We start from the raw sequence: 19,455 nt of genomic DNA, 5'->3' as shown, positions 1-19,455 counted from the left end.
AGCGGGCGTTAAGAAGCGGCCAGCGCTTCCTTGCGCACGAAATGCATGGCTTGCGGCTGGTCGACCAGCACGCACTGCTTGCCCGTGCGCTTGCAGTGGTCATGCACGCGCCAGTAGGCGTCGTGGCTGACGCAGCCCGTCTGGCAAATCACCAGGTCGGCCGCCACCAGGCCCGCTTCCAGCGCCGCCGCATCGTCGGCGCCATCGTCGCCGCCCGCGTGATGCAGGAAGCGCCCGCCGGCCTGCTCGATGGCCTGCTGCGCCACATTGGCGCCGGCGGCCTGCAGGCCCGCATTCTGCTCCAGATAGCTCCCCACATACAGCACGGCTTTTTCGCGCACGTCGGCCTGCAAGGCAGGCGCGGGCAGCCACTGCAGGCGCAGCAACTCGCGCATCAGGTCCTGCACCCGCTCGCTGAGCCACTCGACCTTGCGCGCCAGCCGTGCCCGCGTGGGCAGGCCCGGTGCCGCGGCCGCCAGGTCCGCCAGTTCGTCGCGCGCCAGCGCCAGCTTCGTATCGCGGATCACCACCTGCGCCCGCGCGCGCATCAATTCCGATTCCAGCTGCGCGATGCGTGCTGCCTGCGCGGCCAGCTGCGCACTGCAGCGGGCCTGTGCCCGCCCATACTCGCCCATCAGCACGCGATGCTCATGCGCGATCAAATCCTCATTGCCGTACATACTGCCCATCATGCCCTCCCTCACCATGCATGGCGCCATGGCGCCGGCCCATCGCCACCCCATTGAGCCGCATTATAAATGAGAATCATTATTATTTGTCTATGCGCGTGCGCGCAGTAGGGGTATCGGGTGGCCGCCAGCGTCACGCAGCTGGTGGACAAGACAGCAGGCGCTGCCATACGTCGTCCTGCACCTGCCGCACCTGCCGCAGGCCGTCAGGGCCACGATAGATTCCCAGCGTGTTCGGCCACGCCATATCGATGAACAACAAGCGTGCCGGATCGATCAGCAGGGACTGCCCTACATAATGACCCTTGATCTCGCCCTTGTTGACGGTCAGCAGGCGCGCGCCGCCCGCAAGCGTCCGCTCGTCCAGCGCCACGCCGCTGCGCTCGGCCACATCGCGCAGCCAGCGCTCGCGCCAGCGCGCCTGCTCCTCGAACTGCCCCGTTGGAGGCCGGTCCAGCTTGACGACGGCCGCCACGGGACCGTCAATGCCCGCCTGCAGCGAAAAACCCATGCGTTGCTGCAGTTCGACCGTGTACGCCTCGCCCTTGACGTCGATCTGGTAGCGCCCCGTCCCGTCCTGCACCAGCAGGTCAGCCTGATGGTAGGAAGGTTTGACGCAATTGGCGTACTGATAGACAAGCACGTCAAGAAACGGGAGTGCGGCCGGCGCGGATGCCGCCATGGCGGGCGACAGGGTGGCACACAGGGCCGCGGCGGCCGCGCATTGCATCGCGCATTTCATCATACTCATGCTTGCTCCGGTTCATGTGGAAGACGATGGCAGCCGACAAATACCCAGGGCGCGCCATCTTGTCGCTCATAGTAGCTATTTTGTATATTTCTTTCTGGCACACGATTCAATTGAATCACGCTTGTTCGATCACTCTTTCTAAGGTGCAATCTTGCAAACAAATCATTGAGCTACCGTACCGTCACCATACCATTTGTATCCGGATGCGCTCCAGATGCGCATGCCCGGCCTGGAACAAGGAACAAGAATGCAAACGCTGGACGAACAGGATTTTCTGGCCAGGCGCAGGGAACCGCGGCTGTCATATGCCATCTATCTTGAAAGCAAGGAAAGCCAGGACGAGGGCTACGACATGGTGGAAGCCGGCTTGCAACAGCCGGAAGAAGTGCTGCGAAATATTCCACCAGAAAACTTCATGACGGCTACGCGCCAGCGGGCCTGGGATGGGATCGACCAGCTCGCCCTCGCCTACAGCGCCGGCCACCCGCTCGACGAGTTGCGCGCGTCATATCCCACGATACACGGCTACTGGCTGGCGTTTGCCCGGTATGACATGATATTTGACGCTCAGGCCAGTGAAGCCGAACAGGGATTTCCCCACTTCGCCCTGCCCGGCGACGCGTATGAACAAGTCAACCGCATGGTCTGCCTTGGCATTCTGCTCGGCTGGGGCAGTTTGCTGCCCAAGCTGGCGCCGGTCATCGATTTCAACAACCATGAAAAGGATGGCTTGCTGGAACGGCTGCTGGCCTGCTTCGTCGCCGGCAGGGATAGCGACTGGCCCGCATGCACGCGCCACCTGCCCTACATCAACACACTCAAGATATTCGCGGCAGAAAAAGATGCGCGTCCCGCGCTGATGCAGGATTACCTGCGGCAATGGTATGACGCCAGCCGCCGCGAGCCCTATTACGACAGCCACCGGCGCGATACGTCGTTCTGGGGCTACTAGTCGTGGGAAGCGGCCGCCATCACCAGCGTGCTCGGCATCGACGACAGCAGCTATCGCGACGCGCCCTTCTATCCGGCCGACCTGGCGGCATTCTGCCGGATACAAGGGATCGGCCCCTGCGCATGAAAGCCGTCGCCGCCATTGCCGCCGTCACCGTGGTTGCAGGACTCTACTTCGCCCTGCCCGCGCTGTCGCGTGCCGCCGAGCGCAAGGCGCGCCTGACTGGGGAACTGGCGCGGCAAAAACGCTTTTTGAAAGATATGTACAGGCTGCAGGACGAGACCGCCGGGGAATCTGCCGACGGGGCATATCAACTGCGCTACCTGATTGACGAGTACGAAAAAACCATCACCTATCTGGAAACGTTTTCCGCATGCAGCGGCACCCTGGCGGCGTGCGACCAGCAAGCCGCTGCAGCGGCCCGCGCGCCATGACGGCTGTTCAGGCCGGCAGTTGCGCGCCGGCATGCAAGCGGCGCCAGAACGGCGCAGCGGGCCAGCGTTGCTCCCAGCCGTAATACTGCTGGCGCTGCGCCAGGTACTGCGCATGGCGCTGCGCTACCGTGTGCGCCACCGCGCCCAGGGTGGCGTGGCCGGCGATGGCGCCAGCGGCCGCCATGCCGTTGGCCAGCGCCTTGACGATGCCTTGCGAGGTGACGGGATCGTAAGCCGAAGCGGCGTCGCCGATGGCCAGCCAGCCGTCGCCATGCAATTGGTCGAGGCAGTAGGACGGCGCGGGAAAACTCTGCACGCCGCCTGCCAGCGGCACCGCGCCGCGGGCCAGCGCGGCCGTATTGGACGCGGCCGCCAGCCATGCCAGCCAGTGTCCGGCAAGCTGCAGGCGCCGCGCCTTGACGGTGGCCGCATCGCTGTAGAACGCCAGCAGCAAGGTGGCGTCGGGCAGGTGGGCGCCATACCACCAGCCATGTTCGACGGCTTCCAGGTGCGTCAGGCCGGAACGGGGACCATCGGGCGCCGTGAAGCGCATGGCCAGGCAGACCAGCGGCAGCGTTTCCACCTTGCGGCTGCCGCGCTGGCGCGCGAAGACGGCGCGCGTGCCGCTGGCGTCGACCACCAGGTCGGCATGGATGCTGGCCGGGTGCGGGTGCGCCGGATCGCCCAGCATCAATTCCAGGGCAAAGCCGCCGCCTTGCGCCGGGGCCGACGCGGCCAGGCTGGCGCGCAGCAGCACTTCCGCCCCGCGCAGGCGCGCCTGGCGCGCCAGGAAGCCATTGAAGCGGGACCGCTCCAGGTGCCAGCCGTGGCCCAGCGGATGCAGCAGCGCGTCGTTGTAGCCGCGCTTGGCGCTGCCCCACCAGGAACAGCTGCCATGGCAAGGCGCATGCGCTTCGGCGAAAAATTCCTGCGCAATGCCCAGCGCCTGAAACAGGCGGTTGGCCTCGGGCGGAATGCTCTCGCCGATGCGAAATTGAGCGTAGTCGCCCGCCTCGATCACGAGCACGTCGTGCACGCCATGCTGCGCCAGCGCCAGCGCGCAGGCGCAGCCGGCCGGGCCGCCGCCAATGATGGCGACCCGGTAGCGCTGCCGCAATGGCCGCGCCGCGCCGGGAGTGTCTGCAAACGCCGCCATCAGGGCTTCGGTTTCGGCTGCGGCTTCGGCCGGTACACCTTGTCGATGGCCGTGTTGCGCCAATACTCGACCAGGTTGCTTTCATCGCTGTCGAACAGGCTCTCGACTTCCAGGTAGTAATCCTTGCAGATGGCCTTCTCGCCCGCCTTGCGCGCAATCGCCGTGCTTTGCACGACCACGCCGATGCGGTGCCAGTTCAGCAGGAACTGCGCGCGGTCCTGGTAACGGCCCACATGCATGGCGGGCCGGTCGATTTCCGCATTCTCCGGGGTGGTCGACGGCACCCCATCGGCCCGCGTACCCTTGCCGCGCACGGAATAGCGCGGCGTCGCCAATTCGCCGCCGTTGGCGACGACGTCGTCGTACGTGTACACGGCCACGGGCCGCTGCGCCGGCCAGGAGGAGTACAGCAAGGTATTGTAGCCATTGCCCTTGATCGCCGTGGCCGCATCGATCGCCTGCTGGTTATTGCGCACCGTGCCGCCGGGATTCGGATCCGGCAGATGCGTGGCGCACGAGTTGTAATCGGTATGCCACGGCAAGGCCATGAACTTCGACACGTCGCCGGGCTGCACCTCGCCGCCGCGCAGCGGCATATAGCCGGCGCCGAGGAAAGGCCGGTCCCTGACGGCGGCCGGGTAATCAAGATGCTGTGCATTGATGCGGAACGGGCCGCCGCCATCATGGCGCCGCCACGCCTGCCGGTACAGGCCGGGGTCGCGCACGATAAAACCCATCTCGATGCCGGGGCTGTAGCGGCCGCCCAGGCAGTTGAACAGGACGGTACGATCGAGCGCTTCGCCCGCGCCCAGCAGGAAATCGCCGCTGTCGGCCACGTACTGGCCATGCGCCCATTGATCCATGAAAAAATACTGGGCACGGGTCAGGGTCAGCAGGCTGCTGCCCGCATCGCCCAGCGACAGCGGCATTTGCGGCTTCAGCGACGGCGCGCCCGTCTGGTCGGGATGGCGGATGAAATTCATGATCGGGTAGGTCAGGCCTGCCGCCGTCATCTTGCCCAGCAAGTCGTGCTCCTTGATCGCCCTGGGCGGCAAGCTGGTCGTCCAGCGCTGCAGCGAGGCCGCGCGCAGGATGGGCTGGACATCGGTGCTGAAGTTGCTCCGGTAGCTCGTCTGGTAGCTGCCATCCGCATACACGGCGGGCCGCAGCGCCATTTTTTCCAGCCAGGTGCAATACAGGTCGTCCCACAGCGACACGACGTTCGCCGTTTGCGGCGCATACGACGGGTCGCTCGATATCACCCAGGCGCTGCCCTCGACGCTGCGCGCCGTGCCGTCGGCGAAGAGCAGCATGGCCGTGACGGGACCATCGGCCACGTCATCGAACCAGTTGTCGTTGTTGACATTGTCGTGCAGGACGGCGGCGGCCGAGTAATTGCCTTGCGCGTCGAAGCCGCATGCCTTGCCATAGCCGCCCAGCACCAGCAATCTGCCATTCTTTTCCGTCGTGATGGCGCCCAGCGACGCGATAATGGCGCCAGGGCCCTGCGCCGGCGCGCCAGGCTGGCCACCGCGCGGGAACGACACGGGGTAGTCGGGCAGGCTGCGCACGGCGCCGCTGGCCGCCTCCGCGCACGACGGCGGCGTGGCGGCGTCGAATTGCTGCACCGACTGGCGCGTGGCTTGCACGCTGCGCGGTCCGGGGTCGATGACCAGCAGCTTCAGCCGCAGCGGGTCGGCCGGCGTGCCGAAATGCGGCGAGCCCGGCTCGCCAAAGTGCGGATTGCGCAGGGCTGGCGCGCGCTGGTTTTCAAACGGCGCCACGCCGTCCCCGCCCTCCCAGCTATTGGCTTTCTTGTTGGCCAGGTGCACGGTCCAGACGATGTCCTTGACGATCTTGCCGTCGACCATGCTGCCGATGGCCACTTCGGCCGCCGCGCCCCGCCGGCCCAGCGGATAGGATTCCGCGCCGTCCTCCGCGTCGAACGCATACTGGTAAATGCGGAAGCGGGCCGCCTGACGCTTGAGCTTTCCGCTCGCGTCGCGCAATTCGGTGCTGGCGATTGCCGTGTCTTCCGTGCCGGGCCGGATCGGCAAGCCGCCCGTGCCATCCAGGCCATCGAGCGGCATGCCGGCCGGGCTTTCCGGGCCCAGATAGTATTCTTCGCTGTTGCCGACGCGGGCGATGCCGATGGCCGGGTGAATTCTCAAACCTGTGTATGCCATGCTGAACTCCTGATCATCAAGGGTGTCTGTGCCGGTTGGCCAACGCATCACGGCTGCATGCCGTCCCTGACCCACTGGTCGAAGATATCGATGCCTTCCTGCGGCATCGGGCCGTCGGGCGGCATCGGGTGCGGCGCGGACTTGACATACTCGCCTTCCCGCCCTCCCGGCGCGCGCAAGCGGTGCCCGGCCTCCACCAGCCATTTTTCCTTGCGGCTGTCATAGTCGTAACCGTGGATGGCCACCTGAATCTGCCACGCAAACGCCTTCACGCTTGCATAGTCGTTCAGATACAGCCGCTGCACGCCCGTCGAATCGGGATTCGACAGCTTGACCTTGTTCATGTCGGCCACATAGCGGGAAAACAGGCCCTGCACATCGCGCTTGAAGCTGGTTAGTTCGCTCATGGCTTGCTCTCCTCATACGTGGGTTCGGCAGGTTTGCGCCGGTCGACAAGCTGGATCACGGGCGTGGAAAAATCGCCTTGCCGTATCAGGCCGCGGCCCTTGTCATTCGTGGTGATGGCCGCCGTGATGCGCCAGGCCTGCCTGCGCTTTTTGGGAACCAGGCTGTCGACGATGCCGGTGATATCCGTTTCGATGACATACTTGTCATGCTGTTGATGGCCGGACAAGGCCCAGTGGCTGGTGCTGGTCACCAGGTAGCGGTCGCGGAACGACTTGTCGCCGATGCGCGCGGCCACGTTGGCCGGATACAGGTAGATATCGGCCTGAAAACTGTAGTCTTCGTCCGCATGGGCGCGGTCCAGCACCATGTTGGCCCGCTTGTCGCTGGCGACCCGCCGCGCCGGGATCTTGTAGGCCCCCGTGACGGTCAGGTCTGGCCTGGCAACCGCGCCATCGGCCGCATCGTCGCTGAGCAAGGCGGCGAACAGGCTTTTCTGGTTGTCGCCGAATACAAACCCCGCCTGCTGGTGCCGGTCGATCAGGGCCTGGATATCCTTCTTGCGGGCAAACTCGCCGCCATAGCGCGGCTGGAAGCCATAGCCCTGCCGGATCGTGTCGAAGTACAGGTCCGCCTGGCCCATGTTGGCCGTGTAGTCGCCCGAATCACCGCGCTGGGCATCGCCGCTGCCTGCGCTCCAGCCGACGGGCCGGGACAGGCTGGCGTCCTGCTCGCTGCGCATGAACGCCGTGCGCCCGCTGCCGCGTATGCCGGCATCGCCATGCTCGTCGAGCCACTTCTCGAAACTGTAGTCGAGGAAGTTATGGAAGGCATAAAACAGCGGATCGAGGCCGGCCGTGACGTTGTCGCCCATGTTGCCGCCCATATAGGTGGCGTGCATGTGATTATGGATTTTTGTTTCCAGGTTGCCGCCGCCCAGGCTGCCGTATTCGTCGCCGCCGAAATCGGCCCAATCCATGTAGTAGATCTGGTAGGCCAGCAAGTTGGGCGAAGCCGTGGCCAGCGAGCTGTCGAGCCCCTCCTTCTTGCGCGTGGCGTCGTACAGCGGCGAATCGACGTCCTCGAAGGCTTTCGGGTAGCGCACGCCGGAAGGCTTGCGGGTGAAGTTCCAGTACGGCAGCGCGACATTGCGCGTGCTGGGTCCCCGCTCGCCGTTCGGGTCGGCTGCCTGCAAGGCTTGCTCATAGAAATACAGTTGCGCCCGGTGCCATTGCAGGAAGGTGTTTTTCTGGTGTTCGCACTCGCCGGGGAATTCCTCGTGGGCATTGTCCTCGGTCGCCACCTTGTCGAGAAAATAGGCAATGTCGCAGCTGTTGCGCGTGGGATCGCCCAGCAACTGCTTCAGCCTGTCGCCTGGCAAGGCCGCCTGGCGGTCATTGAAGACGTCGACGGAAGTGCAGTTATGCACCCATGCCTGCCACAGGAAGCCGCGCCGGTCGTACACGTTTTCCTGGCTCTTGCGTTTCATTTCGCTCACCGCATGCTTGAAGGCGTCAAGCTCGGCCGGGGTCAGTTCATCGATATTCTTGCGGTAGCGCACGACGCGCGCGCCACCCGGCTCCGCCTGGGCCAGCAGTTCCGGGCGGCAAGATACGGCTGCCTGCGCTTGCGCCCCGGTGCAGACGCCCGCGCACAGCAGGCCGGCCAGGATGGGAAGGAGTGAAGTTTTCATGCGTAACATGGGCAGTTGCTCCAGAAGCAGGTTGGGAGGGGCGGAAGCGCGCCGGGCGCGCTCCCGCCAGGAACGGTCAGTGTCCGTGCCCATGTCCGCCCATCTCGCCGCCACCCTTGCCATCCGGCAGTACCACCTTGACGTTCTGCATCATGCCCTGGTCTTCATGCTCGAGGATGTGGCAATGCAGCACGTACTCGCCGATGTAGCGCTGGTAACGCGTGGCGATCTCGATCTTGTGGTTGGGGATCACCAGCAAGGTGTCTTTCCACGTGCCGAGCAGATCCTTGTATTGCGCATCGACCGCGCCGCCGTCGGTGCGGGTGATTCCGATGATCTGGAAGGGGTTGACGTGGATATGGAAGGGGTGGCTGCCATTCTTCGACGCCAGCTCCCAGATCTGCTCGGTGCCCAGCACCAGCGTGTGGTCGACGCGGTGCGGATCATAGACATACTTCAGCTCGGGTACCGGCGAGTCTTCCGGCTTGCCTTCCACCATGAAGCGGGTCTTGCCATCCAACTTGGCAATATTGAAGGTCGCGTACTCCTTCTTCTTGCCGCGCATCGCGTCCTTTGCTTCTGCGCTGAAACCCGCATGCGGGACGAACTTGGCAAGCTTGAGACCATTCTCCAGATCGCCAAGGATGGTGCCCTTGACGCTGTCGGGCAACTGCGCAACGGGCAGGCGCTTGACGGCATTGCGCAACTCGGCCAGCAGGAAATCGCGTGGCGACTCGCCCGCCTTGGCACGCGCGGCAGCCTTGGCGCTGGTCTTGGCCGTGATCACGCTGATCAGGCGCGTGTTGTTCACGTCATGCATCGTCGTCATGTTATTGAGGTTCGTTTCCGCATACACGCAATACGCGCCGGCCTTCGGCAGCGAAAACAGGATGTCGCTGCGGTATCCCGGCTGCAGGTAATTGAGGGTCTTGGGGATGATCCTGTCGTGCGTCAGGCCGTCGCTGGCCACTTCGAATTGCGTGACGTCCTCGCCATCGCACAATTCCATCACGTCCTTGTCCTGGTTGGCCACGCCGAGCGCCTGCAACAGCTTTTGCGGATCATTGGCACGCCGGATGCGCAGCACCACGGAAGCCTGGAAGCCCGTATCGATCAGGCGCCAGCGGTACAGGCGCTGCGTGTCCATCTTCATCACCGGCTGCACCTTGCCGTTGACGGAGGTATAGCGGCCCGACATCAGCCAGGCATCGGGATCCTTGACCTGCTTGAAATCCTCGAGCATGCCCACCGCCTCCTTGTCGCACGGCTTCAGCGGCGTCAGGCTGTTGCTGGGGCAGTCATAGGGAATTTGCTGCAGCAGCATTACTTCGCCGGCGCTGCCGCTGCCATCGTCGGGCTGGAATTGCTTCAGCACGACGTCGAGGTCGCCATTTGCCTTGTCGGTCGGATAGCGGTCGCCTTCGACCACCAGCGCGCCGGCCATGCCGCTGGCGACCTGCATCGCCGTCGCGCCATGCTGGTGCGGGTGATACCAGAACGTGCCGGCCGGATGGTCGATGGGAATATTGTATTCGTACTCGAAATCCACCTCCGGCTTGATCGATATCAGCACATTGTCGCTATTACCCGAAGGCGAGACCCACAGGCCATGCGAGTGCAGATTGGTGTCGTTGAAGCAGCCAGGCGGACGCGGCGCATTGATATCGTCCGTCGCGCACTGCTCGGCCGGCAGCGCTGGCAACTGGTTGTACAGCCTGAAGCGCACGGTTTGCCCCGGCGCCATCACGACGGTGGGCGCCATGAAGGTGGCCGCATTCTCGTCGCGTCCATCGAGCGCCAGGCCGCTCGTCTGCTGGTAGGAGCGCAGGCGCACCTTGTCATGCTTGGCCGTGGTCGGGTTATAGATGCTGCCGTTGGCGTAGCGGATGTACAGGTCGTACGCTTTCTCGTACTCGTCGCGCTTGCTCGCCGCGCGGTTGGCGGGCCTGGCGCGCGCCTTCAGTTTCGGCGGCTCCTGCAGCAGGCGCAGCTCGAGTTTGGGCACGGACTTCAGGTTCAGGTCGAGATTCATATTCACCGTGGTTTCCGCGGCGAAGGCGGCGCCGCAGGCGAACGGCATGGCGGCCAGGCACAGCGACAGGCAGCTGCGGGGAAGGCGATTGGACATGACAACTCCTTGATTGGACTCGGCAATGGAAGCATGGCTGGGCATGCGTATTTTTTATTAGTAACATTGCTATTATCCATAATGACAAAGAGTCAATACTCACACTAAGTCACTTGTTGTTTTTATTGCTGAGGGGGGACGGGGGTAGGAATGAGGGTACTGATGGGGGCTGATGCAGAGGGGGCGCTTGCCGCCAGAGCCTGAGGTGAGGGGACGGCGTTGGCCGCTGCGCGGCCAACGTGCCGCGCGGAGCGCGGTGGTTGGGCGATTCGGAGAGGGCTGGGCCGGCATGGCCCAGCCCTTCGAATCCCACCGTTCCGTCCAGACAAATAAAAAAGCCTCCCGCAGGGGAGGCTTTTTTATTTGATTCTGGCGGAGACGGTGGGATTCGAACCCACGATACAGGTATAAGCCGTATGCATCCTTAGCAGGGATGTGCCTTCGGCCACTCGGCCACGTCTCCTAGCTGATTACTCAACTATGTCTCTGTAGCTAACTGCGCTGCAGCGACGAACGTCATAATATCGATTGCCCCCCCTTTGGTCAAGGGCGTGGGGCAATATTTTTGGATATTTAGGCTTTTTCCAGCTCGAACGCTTTATGCAGCGCGCGCACGGCCAGTTCCATGTACTTTTCATCGATCAGCACGGAGATCTTGATCTCGGAAGTGGAGATCATCATGATGTTGATGCCCTCTTCCGACAAGGTGCGGAACATTTGCGATGCGACGCCCACATGGCTGCGCATGCCCACGCCGACGACGGACAGTTTCGACACTTTCGCGTCGCCCGTGATGCTGGCCGCGCCCAGCGATTCGCGGTTCGCTTCCAGCACGGCCAGCGCGCGCGCGTATTCGCCGCGCGAGACGGTGAAGGTGAAGTCCGTTTTACCGTCGACCGACTGATTCTGTATGATCATGTCGACTTCGATGTTCGCGTCCGCCACCGGTCCCAGGATGTGGTACGCCACGCCTGGGCGGTCGGGCACGCCGAGCACGGTGATTTTGGCTTCATCGCGGTTGAAGGCGATGCCGGAGATGACTGCTTGTTCCATGTTTGTATCTTCCTCAAACGAAATCAGGGTGCCTGAATTGGCTTCTATTTCCAGCGGCAACATCGGGTCGGTCAGCGACGACAGCACGCGCGTGGGAACGCGGTAGTTGCCGGCAAATTCCACCGAACGCGTTTGCAGCACCTTGGAACCCAGCGAAGCCAGTTCCAGCATTTCTTCAAAGGTGATGGTCTTCAGGCGGCGCGCCTCGGAGACCACGCGCGGGTCGGTCGTGTAGACGCCGTCGACGTCCGTGAAGATCAGGCATTCGGCCGCCTTCATGGCGGCGGCGATCGCCACGGCCGAAGTGTCGGAACCGCCGCGGCCCAGGGTCGCGATGTTGTCGTGTTCGTCGACGCCCTGGAAACCGGTAATGATGACAATCTTGCCCGCATCGAGGTCGCGTTTGACTTTTTCGTCATCGATCGACTGGATGCGTGCCTTGGTAAAGGCGGAATCGGTCTTGATCGCGACTTGCCAGCCAGCATAGGATACGGCTTGTTTGCCGATCGCCAGCAGTGCCATCGACAATAGGCCGACGGACACTTGTTCGCCTGTCGAGGCGATCATGTCAAGTTCACGGGGATCGGGTTGATCCATGATTTCCTTGGCCAGTCCAATCAGGCGGTTGGTTTCGCCCGACATGGCGGATGGCACCACCACGATTTGATGCCCAGCGTCGTGCCACTTGGCAACGCGCTTGGCGACATTCTTGATACGGTCAGTCGAGCCCATCGACGTACCGCCATATTTGTGGACGATTAAAGCCATAAGAGTGAAGTTTCCGCTCAAGAAGAATAAAAAAGGAGGGCTTTACTCTACATGCCGCAATGCAAAATAACAAGCTAAAAAGCGCATTAGCTCATACCGATTGCGCATATGGAAATAACCAATCCATGCAGTCCAGCTGGCTTGAACAGCCGCTTGGCGGCTACCCCGGGAGTGGCCGTGGCGGCTGTCCTTACGCTCAGCAGGAGAGCCAGCGCAAGGCGACGCGGGGACGATCCAGCAGGCTCAGGCAATGGCAGTCGAGGCCAATACCAGCCGCGTACAGCAATTGTTGCGCCGCACAGACAAGGGGCAGGCGTTCGCGCTCCCAGGCGGGCACGTCAAACGCCTGGTAATGGTATTTCAAGCTCTTCGTGGGACGGTTCAAGGCCAGTTTCAGGCGCTCGCCGCCCTGGCGGAAATCGATGGTCAAGGTCTGTGCTTGCAGCCAAGCAATATCGATGCCCTGGCCACCCTCTTCCACCGCATCGAAATGCAGCACGCCGCCATACGCGGGAAAGGCCAGGCTGGCCTCGCCTTTCCATGCAAACTCCTGGCTGGCTTTTTCCAGGCCGGGAATGCCCGCATCGTCACGCTCGCGCATGCCGGCCAGGTCATTGAGCTTCGGCGTCAGGTACAGACGGTCGCGGTGGCGCCGCACGTGGCATTCAGGATGCGTGACCAGCAATTGCGCATCGGGCCGCGCCTCCAGCAGCTGCGCCAGCATTTCCGCCAGCCACGCCGTCGACGGCATGCGCAGGCCGCGCGTGCCGAACCAGTGGCGCAGCAGGTTGTAGCAGCGGTCCGCGCTCAGCGCGCGCAATTTCGCCAGTTCGATGCAATCGCCATCGAGGCACGCTGCCAAATCCTGGATCGCCAGTTCCGTCAACAGGCGCTGCGCCGATTGCGCGTGCTGGGCGCTGCGCGCAAAACGCTCCTGGAAGCCGGGAAAGGCCTGCGCCAGCACAGGCATCACCTGGTGCCGCAAGGCATTGCGGGCAAAGCGGGGGTCGTCGTTCGACTCGTCGTGGATGTGCGCGATCGCATGTTTCGCCACATAGGCCTCGAGCTGCCTGCGCGACACGGGCAACAGCGGGCGCGCCATCACCAGGTCCGGGTTGCCCAGCAGCTCGGGCGCGCTGTTGGCGCCATCCATGCCGGACAGGCCCGCCGTGCCGGAGCCGCGCAGCAATTGCAGCAGCACCGTTTCCGCCTGGTCATCCTGGTGGTGGGCCGTCAGCAGCAGGCGCACGCCATGCGTGGCGCACAGTTCGCCCAATGCCGCATAACGGCGCTTGCGGGCCGCCTCTTCCGTGCCCGTCTTCGCATTCTTTTCCAAGGTGACCTTGCGCGCTTCGAAAGCGATGCCCATGCCGGCGCACAATTGCTCGCAATGGGCCAGCCAGGCATCCGCATTCGGGCTCAGGCCGTGGTGCACGTGGAACGCGTGCAGGGCCACGCCATGCTCTTGCGCCCAGGCATGCGCCAGGTGCAGCAGGGCCGAGGAATCGAGGCCGCCGCTCAGGGCGATGCCGACCGTCTCGCCGGCTTGCGGTCCGCAGGTTTCCAGCGCGCTGGCAAAGATATCGGCGACGGTGGCGGTTTGTTGCTTTTTCAATGTGGACTCCGGGAATGCAAAGAGGGACAGGCGGCTAAACGGATGGTGTCGTTTAGCGGACTGTCCCTGGTGTTTTACTATCTTGTCGGCTTACGTCTTGTCGGCTTACGCTGCGCTAAGCCGACCTACGCCGACCGGCGATGACTTACTCGCTCGGCGTGGTTTCCTTGAACTTGCCGTAGCTCAGCAGTTTTTCATGGCGCGCGGCCAGCAAGTCCTTGGTTTTCATGCCGTGGAACTGGCGCAGGGTGTCGGCCAGTGCGCGTTTCAGCAAGGTGGCCATCTGTTTCGGATCGCGGTGGGCGCCGCCCAGCGGTTCGTTGATGATCTTGTCGATCAGGCCCATGGCTTTCAGGCGGTGCGCCGTCAGGCCCAGCGCTTCGGCCGCGTCGGAGGCGCGCTCGGCGCTCTTCCACAGGATCGAGGCGCAGCCTTCCGGCGAAATCACGGCATACGTCGAGTATTGCAGCATCAGCACGGCATCGCCCACGGCGATCGCCAGCGCGCCGCCGGAACCGCCTTCACCGATGATGGTGGCGATCAGCGGCACTTTGAGTTCGGCCATCACGTACAGGTTGTGGCCGATGGCTTCCGACTGGCCGCGCTCTTCCGCATCGATGCCGGGGAAGGCGCCCGGCGTGTCAACGAAAGTGAAGATGGGCAAGTTGAATTTTTCAGCCACTTTCATCAGGCGCATGGCCTTGCGGTAGCCTTCCGGTTTCGGCATGCCGAAATTGCGCATGGCGCGCTCTTTCGTGTCACGGCCCTTCTGGTGGCCGATGACCATGCACGGCTGGCCGTTGAAGCGGGCCAGGCCGCCGACGACGGACAGATCGTCCGCGTAGCTGCGGTCGCCATGCAATTCGTGGAAATCAGTAAAGATTTCATTCACGTAATCCATGGTGTAGGGGCGCTGCGGGTGGCGCGCGATCTGCGCCACTTGCCAAGGCGTCAGCTTGGCGTAGATATCCTTGGTCAGCTGCTGGCTCTTCTTGGCCAGGCGGTCGATCTCTTCCGAGATGTCGACGGCCGAATCGTCTTGCACGAAGCGCAACTCTTCGATCTTGGAATCGAGTTCCGCGATCGGCTGTTCAAAATTGAGGAAAGTCGTTTTAGTCATTGTACCTCCAGGTTTTACCGGCCACGGCGCCAGGGCGCGCGGCGTCATCTATGTTTATTTTACCGTACCGGCTGGTGCGCCGGGGGCTGCATCGGGTGCGGCAGGGGCGGCTGCAGGGTCGAGACTGCGCCACAAATACCACGTCGCCACGGTGCGCCACGGTTCCCAATTGGCGGAAACCTCGCGCGCATCGCTGCGGGAAACTGGTTCGCCGGAGAAATAATTGACGCTGATGCCCTGGATCAAACCGGGGTCGTCGAGCGGCAAGACATTCGGCCGGAGCAGATTAAATATCAGAAACATCTCGGCTGTCCAGCGGCCGATGCCGCGGATCTGCACCAGTTCGGCGATGACGGCTTCGTCATCCATCTGGTCCCACTGGCTCGCGTGCACGCGTTTGGCCTTGAAATGGTCAGCCAGGTCGAGGATGTATTCGGTCTTGCGTTTGGACAAGCCACAGGCGGACAGCTGCTCGGCGCCCGCCTTCAACACTTGCGAGGGCGTGCATTTCGGGCAAGCCAGCAACAGCTTTTTCCAGGCGGCATCCGCCGCCTTGGGCGTGATCTGCTGCCCCACCAGCGAACGGGCCAGGGTGGTAAACGGGTCGCTATGGCCGACCAGGTGCAGGTCGCCAAATTGCGGGATAAGCTTTTTCATGATGCGGTCGCGCTTCATCAGCTCGATCTTCGCCTCTTCCCAGTAGTGCGGCACCTGGATCACTTGCGCCAATTCCGTCACCTTGGGCGCTTCCCCGTTTTCCCTGGACATTGGCATCATGCGCGGCGCCAGTTGGTCGAGCCGTCAGGCTTGTCTTCAAGAATGATGCCCGCCGCCAGCAGCTCGGCACGGATCTTGTCGGACTGGGCAAAGTCGCGCGCCTTCTTCGCCGCGCTGCGCGCCGCGATGGCCGCTTCGATGCCGGCCGCCTCGTCCTGTCCACCGGCGGCAGCGCCGACGGTCGCTTGCAGGAATTGCTGCGGCGTGCGTTCGAGCAAGCCGAATACGCCTGCCAGGCCCTTCAGTTGACGCGCCAGGGCTGGGGTTTTGTGCTTGTTGACTTCCGTTGCCAGGTCGAACAGGGCCGCCACGGCCAGCGGCGTGTTGAAGTCGTCGTCCATGGCTTCGCGCACGCGCACGGCATGCGCTTCGCTCCAGTCGATGGCGCCCTCTTCCACCGCCACGTCGGCCAGCGCCGTGTACAAGCGGGTCAGGGACAGGCGCGCGTCATCGAGGTGCACGTCCGAGTAATTCAGGGGGCTGCGGTAGTGCGCGCGCAGGATGAAGAAGCGGATCACCTCGGCATCGAACTTTTGCAGCACTTCGCGGATGGTGAAGAAGTTGCCGAGCGACTTGGACATTTTTTCATTGTCCAGGCGCACGAAACCGTTATGTATCCAGTAATTCACGCTGGTATGGCCGAATGCGCCTTCGGATTGGGCGATCTCGTTTTCGTGGTGCGGGAATTGCAAATCCGCGCCGCCGCCATGGATATCGAACTGTTCACCGAGCAAGGCGCAAGACATGGCCGAGCACTCGATATGCCAGCCCGGACGGCCCTTGCCCCACTTCGAATCCCATTTCACTTCTTCCGGCTCGGATTCCTTCGACGACTTCCACAGCACGAAGTCGAGCGGATCGCGCTTGCCCGTGTTCACGTCGACGCGCTCGCCCGCGCGCAGATCGTCGAGCGACTTGCCCGACAGCTTGCCGTAGTGGGGGAAGTTGCGCACGGCATAGTTCACGTCACCATCCGCGCCCTGGTAGGCCAGATCCTTGGCTTCCAGCTGTTCGATCAGGCGCAGCATCTGCGGCACGTATTCAGTGGCGCGCGGCGTGTGGTCGGGCGTCAGGATGCCCAGCGCGGCCGTGTCTTCATCCATGTACTGGGTGAAACGCGTCGTCAGCTGGGAAATCGTCTCGCCGTTTTCCACGGCGCGGCGGATGATCTTGTCGTCGATGTCCGTAATGTTGCGCACATAGGTGACATCGAAACCGGACGCCTTCAGCCACCGGTAGATGACATCGAACGCCATCATCATGCGCGCATGGCCGATATGGCAATAATCGTAGATGGTCATGCCGCAAACGTACATGCGTACCTTGCCTGCTTCCATCGGGACGAATACCTGCTTTTCGCGAGCCAGGGTGTTGTAAATCTTTAAATTGCTCATCGTGCTTTGCAAGTGGAGCGGCCGCCAGCCTGGCAAAACGACAGACAGGCGCGGACACCAGGGGTGCCGCGCCACTGAACTGCCGTGTGCGCCGAGACTGTACGACCCGCTATATTGTTGTTCTTGTTTGTTAGAATTAGGGCGTTAGCGGTCAAGTATAACATTGATAAAAACCATACTGGCCCGATATGAATCAGGTTTTTACGATGTTCAACCGAAACTCACTTCTTTTGGCAACAACGCAAGTTTAAAGAAAAATAACGATCAAGGACGCCTTCATGCAAGAAATTAAATCGAAACGCCTGTCTTTCCTGGCCCGCTTTTGCACCCTGTTTGCCGGCCTGACCCTGGGCAGCGCCGTCGTGGCAGCCGCTCCGGCGACCGCCCTCGACCCGACGCCCCACGTGGCCCTGAAAACCAGCATGGGCGAGATCGTGCTGGAACTGGACCAGGAAAAAGCGCCGAAAAGCGTGGCCAACTTCCTGCAGTACGTCAACAGCGGTTATTACAAGGGCACCGTGTTTCACCGCGTCATCGACGGCTTCATGATACAGGGCGGCGGCTTCGACAAGAACATGAAACAGAAAGCCACCAAGGCGCCGATCAAGAATGAAGCGCAAAACGGCTTGCAAAACGTCACCTACAGCATCGCCATGGCGCGCACGGGCGACCCGCATTCGGCCACCGCGCAATTCTTCATCAACGTCAACGACAATGGCGCGCTTGACTACCCTGGCCGCGACGGCTTCGGCTACACGGTGTTCGGCAAAGTCGTCAGCGGCATGGACGTGGTCGACAAGATCAAGGCCGTGCCGGTAGCCGACAAGGGCCCGCACCAGAACGTGCCGGTCACCCCCGTGGTGATCGAATCGGCGACTTTACTCAAGTCCGCGCCCGCAAAACTGTAAAATAGCGTTTTTGCGGCGCCGGCCTGGTTGGCGCCACTGAATCAATTATTCATCCAATTTATTAAGGATTATCATGACCTCCGTCATCATCACCACCAATCTGGGCAAGATCACCGCTGAACTGGACGCCGAGAAAGCGCCGAAAACGGTTGCCAACTTTCTGGCCTACATGAAAGCCGGTCACTACGACAACACGATTTTCCACCGCGTCATCGACGGCTTCATGATCCAGGGCGGCGGTTTCGAGCCAGGCATGAAACAGAAGCCTGCCGACACCACCGTGGAAAACGAAGCCAAGAACGGCCTGAAAAACGATACCTACACGCTGGCCATGGCCCGCACGTCGGATCCGCATTCGGCATCGGCCCAGTTCTTCATCAACATCAAGAACAACAGCTTCCTCGACTATCCAGGCCAGGACGGCTGGGGCTACGCCGTATTCGGTAAAGTCACCGAAGGCAAGGAAGTCGTCGACGCCATCCGCGCCGTAAAAACCTCGCGCGCCGGCATGTTCGCCGATGTGCCAGTGACGGACGTGATCATCGAAAAGGTCGAAGCCGCTTAATCAGGCTCTGGCATCATGAATAACAGGCATTGCAGCGTTTTCGCCTCTCCATGCACTTCACTTTTTGGGAGCGTTGAACGATGACAATGCCTGCCGCACTCTTTATTTCCGACCTGCATCTGCAGAGCTCGCACCCGCGCACCAGCGCGGCGTTTCTTTCTTTCCTGGAACATCATGCGCAATATGCGCAAGCGCTGTATCTATTAGGCGACCTGTTCGAATACTGGGCCGGCGACGATGACCTGGAAGACCCGTTCAACGCGCGCATGACGGCCGCCATCCGCGCCGTCAGCGATGCGGGCGTGCACGTCTATTGGATCGCCGGCAACCGCGACTTTCTCGTCGGCTCCGGCTTTGCCGCCGCCGCCGGCGCCACCCTGCTCAGCGAACCGCACGTGGCCACGATTGCCGGCCAGCGCATCGTCTTGCTGCATGGCGACGCCGAATGCACGAAAGACGTCAGCTACATGGAGTTTCGCGCCATGGTACGCCAGCCCGCCTGGCAAAAACAGTTCCTCTCCATGCCGCTGACGCAGCGCAAGGCCATCATCGACGGATTGCGTCAGAGCAGCCGCCAGCATAATGGCGAAAAATCCATGGACATCATGGATGTCACGCCCGATGCTGTCGCGCAAGTATTTGCCGAACACGCGAGCACCGTCATGATCCACGGCCACACGCACCGCCCTGCCCTGCACCAGGTCGACAATACCTTGCGCTATGTCTTGCCCGACTGGGAATGCGACGTGACGCCGCCGCAACAGCCGCGCGGCGGCTGGATCGCCATCGATGCGCGCGGCAACATCACGCGCCACGACTTGAACGGCGACATCATCGACTAGGCTTGCACCGACTGCCGCA

General features: G+C 62.5%; 16 protein-coding genes, 1 tRNA gene and 1 pseudogene. 5 read left to right on the top strand and 13 right to left on the bottom strand.

The window, feature by feature from the left end; all coding sequences use genetic code 11:
* Window positions 1-8 precede the first annotated feature (8 nt).
* Window positions 9-548, bottom strand: a complete 540-nt coding sequence (locus tag U0004_RS11290) for a DUF2325 domain-containing protein (protein ID WP_231958578.1) — start codon at window positions 546-548, stop codon at window positions 9-11.
* A gap of 274 nt (window positions 549-822) precedes the next feature.
* Window positions 823-1,440, bottom strand: coding sequence for a hypothetical protein (locus U0004_RS11285; RefSeq protein WP_139144256.1), 618 nt, complete (start codon window positions 1,438-1,440; stop codon window positions 823-825).
* Between the two features lie 214 nt (window positions 1,441-1,654).
* Here U0004_RS11285 and U0004_RS11280 point away from each other — a divergent pair.
* Together U0004_RS11280 and U0004_RS11275 are read left to right on the top strand one after the other, a co-directional pair.
* Window positions 1,655-2,518, top strand: a pseudogene (locus U0004_RS11280) (PoNe immunity protein domain-containing protein).
* Complete coding sequence (locus U0004_RS11275; RefSeq protein WP_070259242.1) at window positions 2,515-2,826, top strand: hypothetical protein; 312 nt, start codon at window positions 2,515-2,517, stop codon at window positions 2,824-2,826. Before U0004_RS11280 ends, U0004_RS11275 begins: the two are co-directional and overlap by 4 nt.
* A gap of 7 nt (window positions 2,827-2,833) precedes the next feature.
* On the opposite strand, the gene U0004_RS11270 is transcribed toward U0004_RS11275, so the two are convergent.
* From U0004_RS11270 to cysS, 11 genes are all read right to left on the bottom strand, one after another.
* Window positions 2,834-3,982, bottom strand: a complete 1,149-nt coding sequence (locus tag U0004_RS11270) for an FAD-dependent oxidoreductase (RefSeq protein ID WP_070259244.1) — start codon at window positions 3,980-3,982, stop codon at window positions 2,834-2,836.
* On the bottom strand, window positions 3,982-6,168 hold the full coding sequence (locus U0004_RS11265) for a LodA/GoxA family CTQ-dependent oxidase (protein WP_070259246.1): 2,187 nt from the start codon (window positions 6,166-6,168) through the stop codon (window positions 3,982-3,984). Before U0004_RS11265 ends, U0004_RS11270 begins: the two co-directional genes overlap by 1 nt.
* A 47-nt stretch (window positions 6,169-6,215) precedes the next feature.
* Complete coding sequence (locus U0004_RS11260; RefSeq protein WP_070259248.1) at window positions 6,216-6,575, bottom strand: hypothetical protein; 360 nt, start codon at window positions 6,573-6,575, stop codon at window positions 6,216-6,218.
* Entirely contained in the window at window positions 6,572-8,266 is a 1,695-nt protein-coding gene (locus U0004_RS11255) for a tyrosinase family protein (RefSeq protein WP_070259250.1), read from the bottom strand. The genes U0004_RS11260 and U0004_RS11255 overlap by 4 nt, the downstream gene beginning before the upstream one ends.
* 76 nt (window positions 8,267-8,342) lie before the next feature.
* Window positions 8,343-10,394 carry a multicopper oxidase family protein gene (locus tag U0004_RS11250; protein ID WP_167468647.1) on the bottom strand — a complete coding sequence of 684 codons (2,052 nt, stop codon included), beginning with the start codon at window positions 10,392-10,394 and terminating at the stop codon, window positions 8,343-8,345.
* A 370-nt stretch (window positions 10,395-10,764) separates the two neighbouring features.
* Window positions 10,765-10,857 (bottom strand) — tRNA-Ser (locus U0004_RS11245).
* Between the two features lie 110 nt (window positions 10,858-10,967).
* The gene (locus tag U0004_RS11240; protein WP_034784049.1) at window positions 10,968-12,215 is read right to left on the bottom strand and encodes an aspartate kinase; all 1,248 of its coding nucleotides are present in this window, start codon (window positions 12,213-12,215) and stop codon (window positions 10,968-10,970) included.
* A 196-nt stretch (window positions 12,216-12,411) separates the two neighbouring features.
* The gene (tilS, locus tag U0004_RS11235; protein ID WP_070259252.1) at window positions 12,412-13,830 is read right to left on the bottom strand and encodes a tRNA lysidine(34) synthetase TilS; all 1,419 of its coding nucleotides are present in this window, start codon (window positions 13,828-13,830) and stop codon (window positions 12,412-12,414) included.
* A 145-nt stretch (window positions 13,831-13,975) separates the two neighbouring features.
* A complete protein-coding gene (locus U0004_RS11230; protein WP_034756951.1) occupies window positions 13,976-14,950 on the bottom strand; it encodes an acetyl-CoA carboxylase carboxyltransferase subunit alpha in 975 nt (324 codons plus the stop codon).
* Window positions 14,951-15,004: 54 nt separating this feature from the next.
* Entirely contained in the window at window positions 15,005-15,718 is a 714-nt protein-coding gene (locus tag U0004_RS11225; protein ID WP_115057454.1) for a DNA-3-methyladenine glycosylase family protein, read from the bottom strand.
* Window positions 15,719-15,723: 5 nt separating this feature from the next.
* Entirely contained in the window at window positions 15,724-17,121 is a 1,398-nt protein-coding gene (gene cysS / locus U0004_RS11220; protein ID WP_070259255.1) for a cysteine--tRNA ligase, read from the bottom strand.
* Between the two features lie 278 nt (window positions 17,122-17,399).
* Here cysS and U0004_RS11215 point away from each other — a divergent pair, with 278 nt between their 5' ends.
* The 3 genes from U0004_RS11215 (at window position 17,400) to U0004_RS11205 (ending at window position 19,436) form a co-directional block, all read left to right on the top strand.
* Window positions 17,400-18,029 carry a peptidylprolyl isomerase gene (locus U0004_RS11215; RefSeq protein WP_174718096.1) on the top strand — a complete coding sequence of 210 codons (630 nt, stop codon included), beginning with the start codon at window positions 17,400-17,402 and terminating at the stop codon, window positions 18,027-18,029.
* Between the two features lie 73 nt (window positions 18,030-18,102).
* A complete protein-coding gene (locus U0004_RS11210) occupies window positions 18,103-18,594 on the top strand; it encodes a peptidylprolyl isomerase (protein WP_034756945.1) in 492 nt (163 codons plus the stop codon).
* 86 nt (window positions 18,595-18,680) lie between these two features.
* Complete coding sequence (locus U0004_RS11205; protein ID WP_070259256.1) at window positions 18,681-19,436, top strand: UDP-2,3-diacylglucosamine diphosphatase; 756 nt, start codon at window positions 18,681-18,683, stop codon at window positions 19,434-19,436.
* Window positions 19,437-19,455 lie beyond the last annotated feature (19 nt).

Origin of the sequence: Janthinobacterium lividum (genome assembly GCF_034424625.1) — a bacterium.
Classification (GTDB): Bacteria; Pseudomonadota; Gammaproteobacteria; order Burkholderiales; family Burkholderiaceae_D; genus Janthinobacterium; species Janthinobacterium lividum.
This window is presented reverse-complemented; position numbering and strand designations above follow the sequence as displayed.

What these genes read in the sequence shown, in the direction of transcription:
- U0004_RS11290 (WP_231958578.1), bottom strand. Translation starts at nt 548, where the DNA reads ATGCGCGCGCGGGCGCAGGTGGTGATCCGCGATACGAAGCTGGCGCTG.
- U0004_RS11210 (WP_034756945.1), top strand. Translation starts at nt 18,103, where the DNA reads ATGACCTCCGTCATCATCACCACCAATCTGGGCAAGATCACCGCTGAA.
- U0004_RS11225 (WP_115057454.1), bottom strand. Translation starts at nt 15,718, where the DNA reads ATGTCCAGGGAAAACGGGGAAGCGCCCAAGGTGACGGAATTGGCGCAA.
- U0004_RS11285 (WP_139144256.1), bottom strand. Translation starts at nt 1,440, where the DNA reads ATGAGTATGATGAAATGCGCGATGCAATGCGCGGCCGCCGCGGCCCTG.
- U0004_RS11205 (WP_070259256.1), top strand. Translation starts at nt 18,681, where the DNA reads ATGCCTGCCGCACTCTTTATTTCCGACCTGCATCTGCAGAGCTCGCAC.
- U0004_RS11240 (WP_034784049.1), bottom strand. Translation starts at nt 12,215, where the DNA reads ATGGCTTTAATCGTCCACAAATATGGCGGTACGTCGATGGGCTCGACT.
- U0004_RS11215 (WP_174718096.1), top strand. Translation starts at nt 17,400, where the DNA reads ATGCAAGAAATTAAATCGAAACGCCTGTCTTTCCTGGCCCGCTTTTGC.
- U0004_RS11270 (WP_070259244.1), bottom strand. Translation starts at nt 3,982, where the DNA reads ATGGCGGCGTTTGCAGACACTCCCGGCGCGGCGCGGCCATTGCGGCAG.
- U0004_RS11260 (WP_070259248.1), bottom strand. Translation starts at nt 6,575, where the DNA reads ATGAGCGAACTAACCAGCTTCAAGCGCGATGTGCAGGGCCTGTTTTCC.
- U0004_RS11250 (WP_167468647.1), bottom strand. Translation starts at nt 10,394, where the DNA reads ATGTCCAATCGCCTTCCCCGCAGCTGCCTGTCGCTGTGCCTGGCCGCC.
- U0004_RS11265 (WP_070259246.1), bottom strand. Translation starts at nt 6,168, where the DNA reads ATGGCATACACAGGTTTGAGAATTCACCCGGCCATCGGCATCGCCCGC.
- U0004_RS11275 (WP_070259242.1), top strand. Translation starts at nt 2,515, where the DNA reads ATGAAAGCCGTCGCCGCCATTGCCGCCGTCACCGTGGTTGCAGGACTC.
- U0004_RS11230 (WP_034756951.1), bottom strand. Translation starts at nt 14,950, where the DNA reads ATGACTAAAACGACTTTCCTCAATTTTGAACAGCCGATCGCGGAACTC.
- U0004_RS11255 (WP_070259250.1), bottom strand. Translation starts at nt 8,266, where the DNA reads ATGAAAACTTCACTCCTTCCCATCCTGGCCGGCCTGCTGTGCGCGGGC.
- cysS (WP_070259255.1), bottom strand. Translation starts at nt 17,121, where the DNA reads ATGAGCAATTTAAAGATTTACAACACCCTGGCTCGCGAAAAGCAGGTA.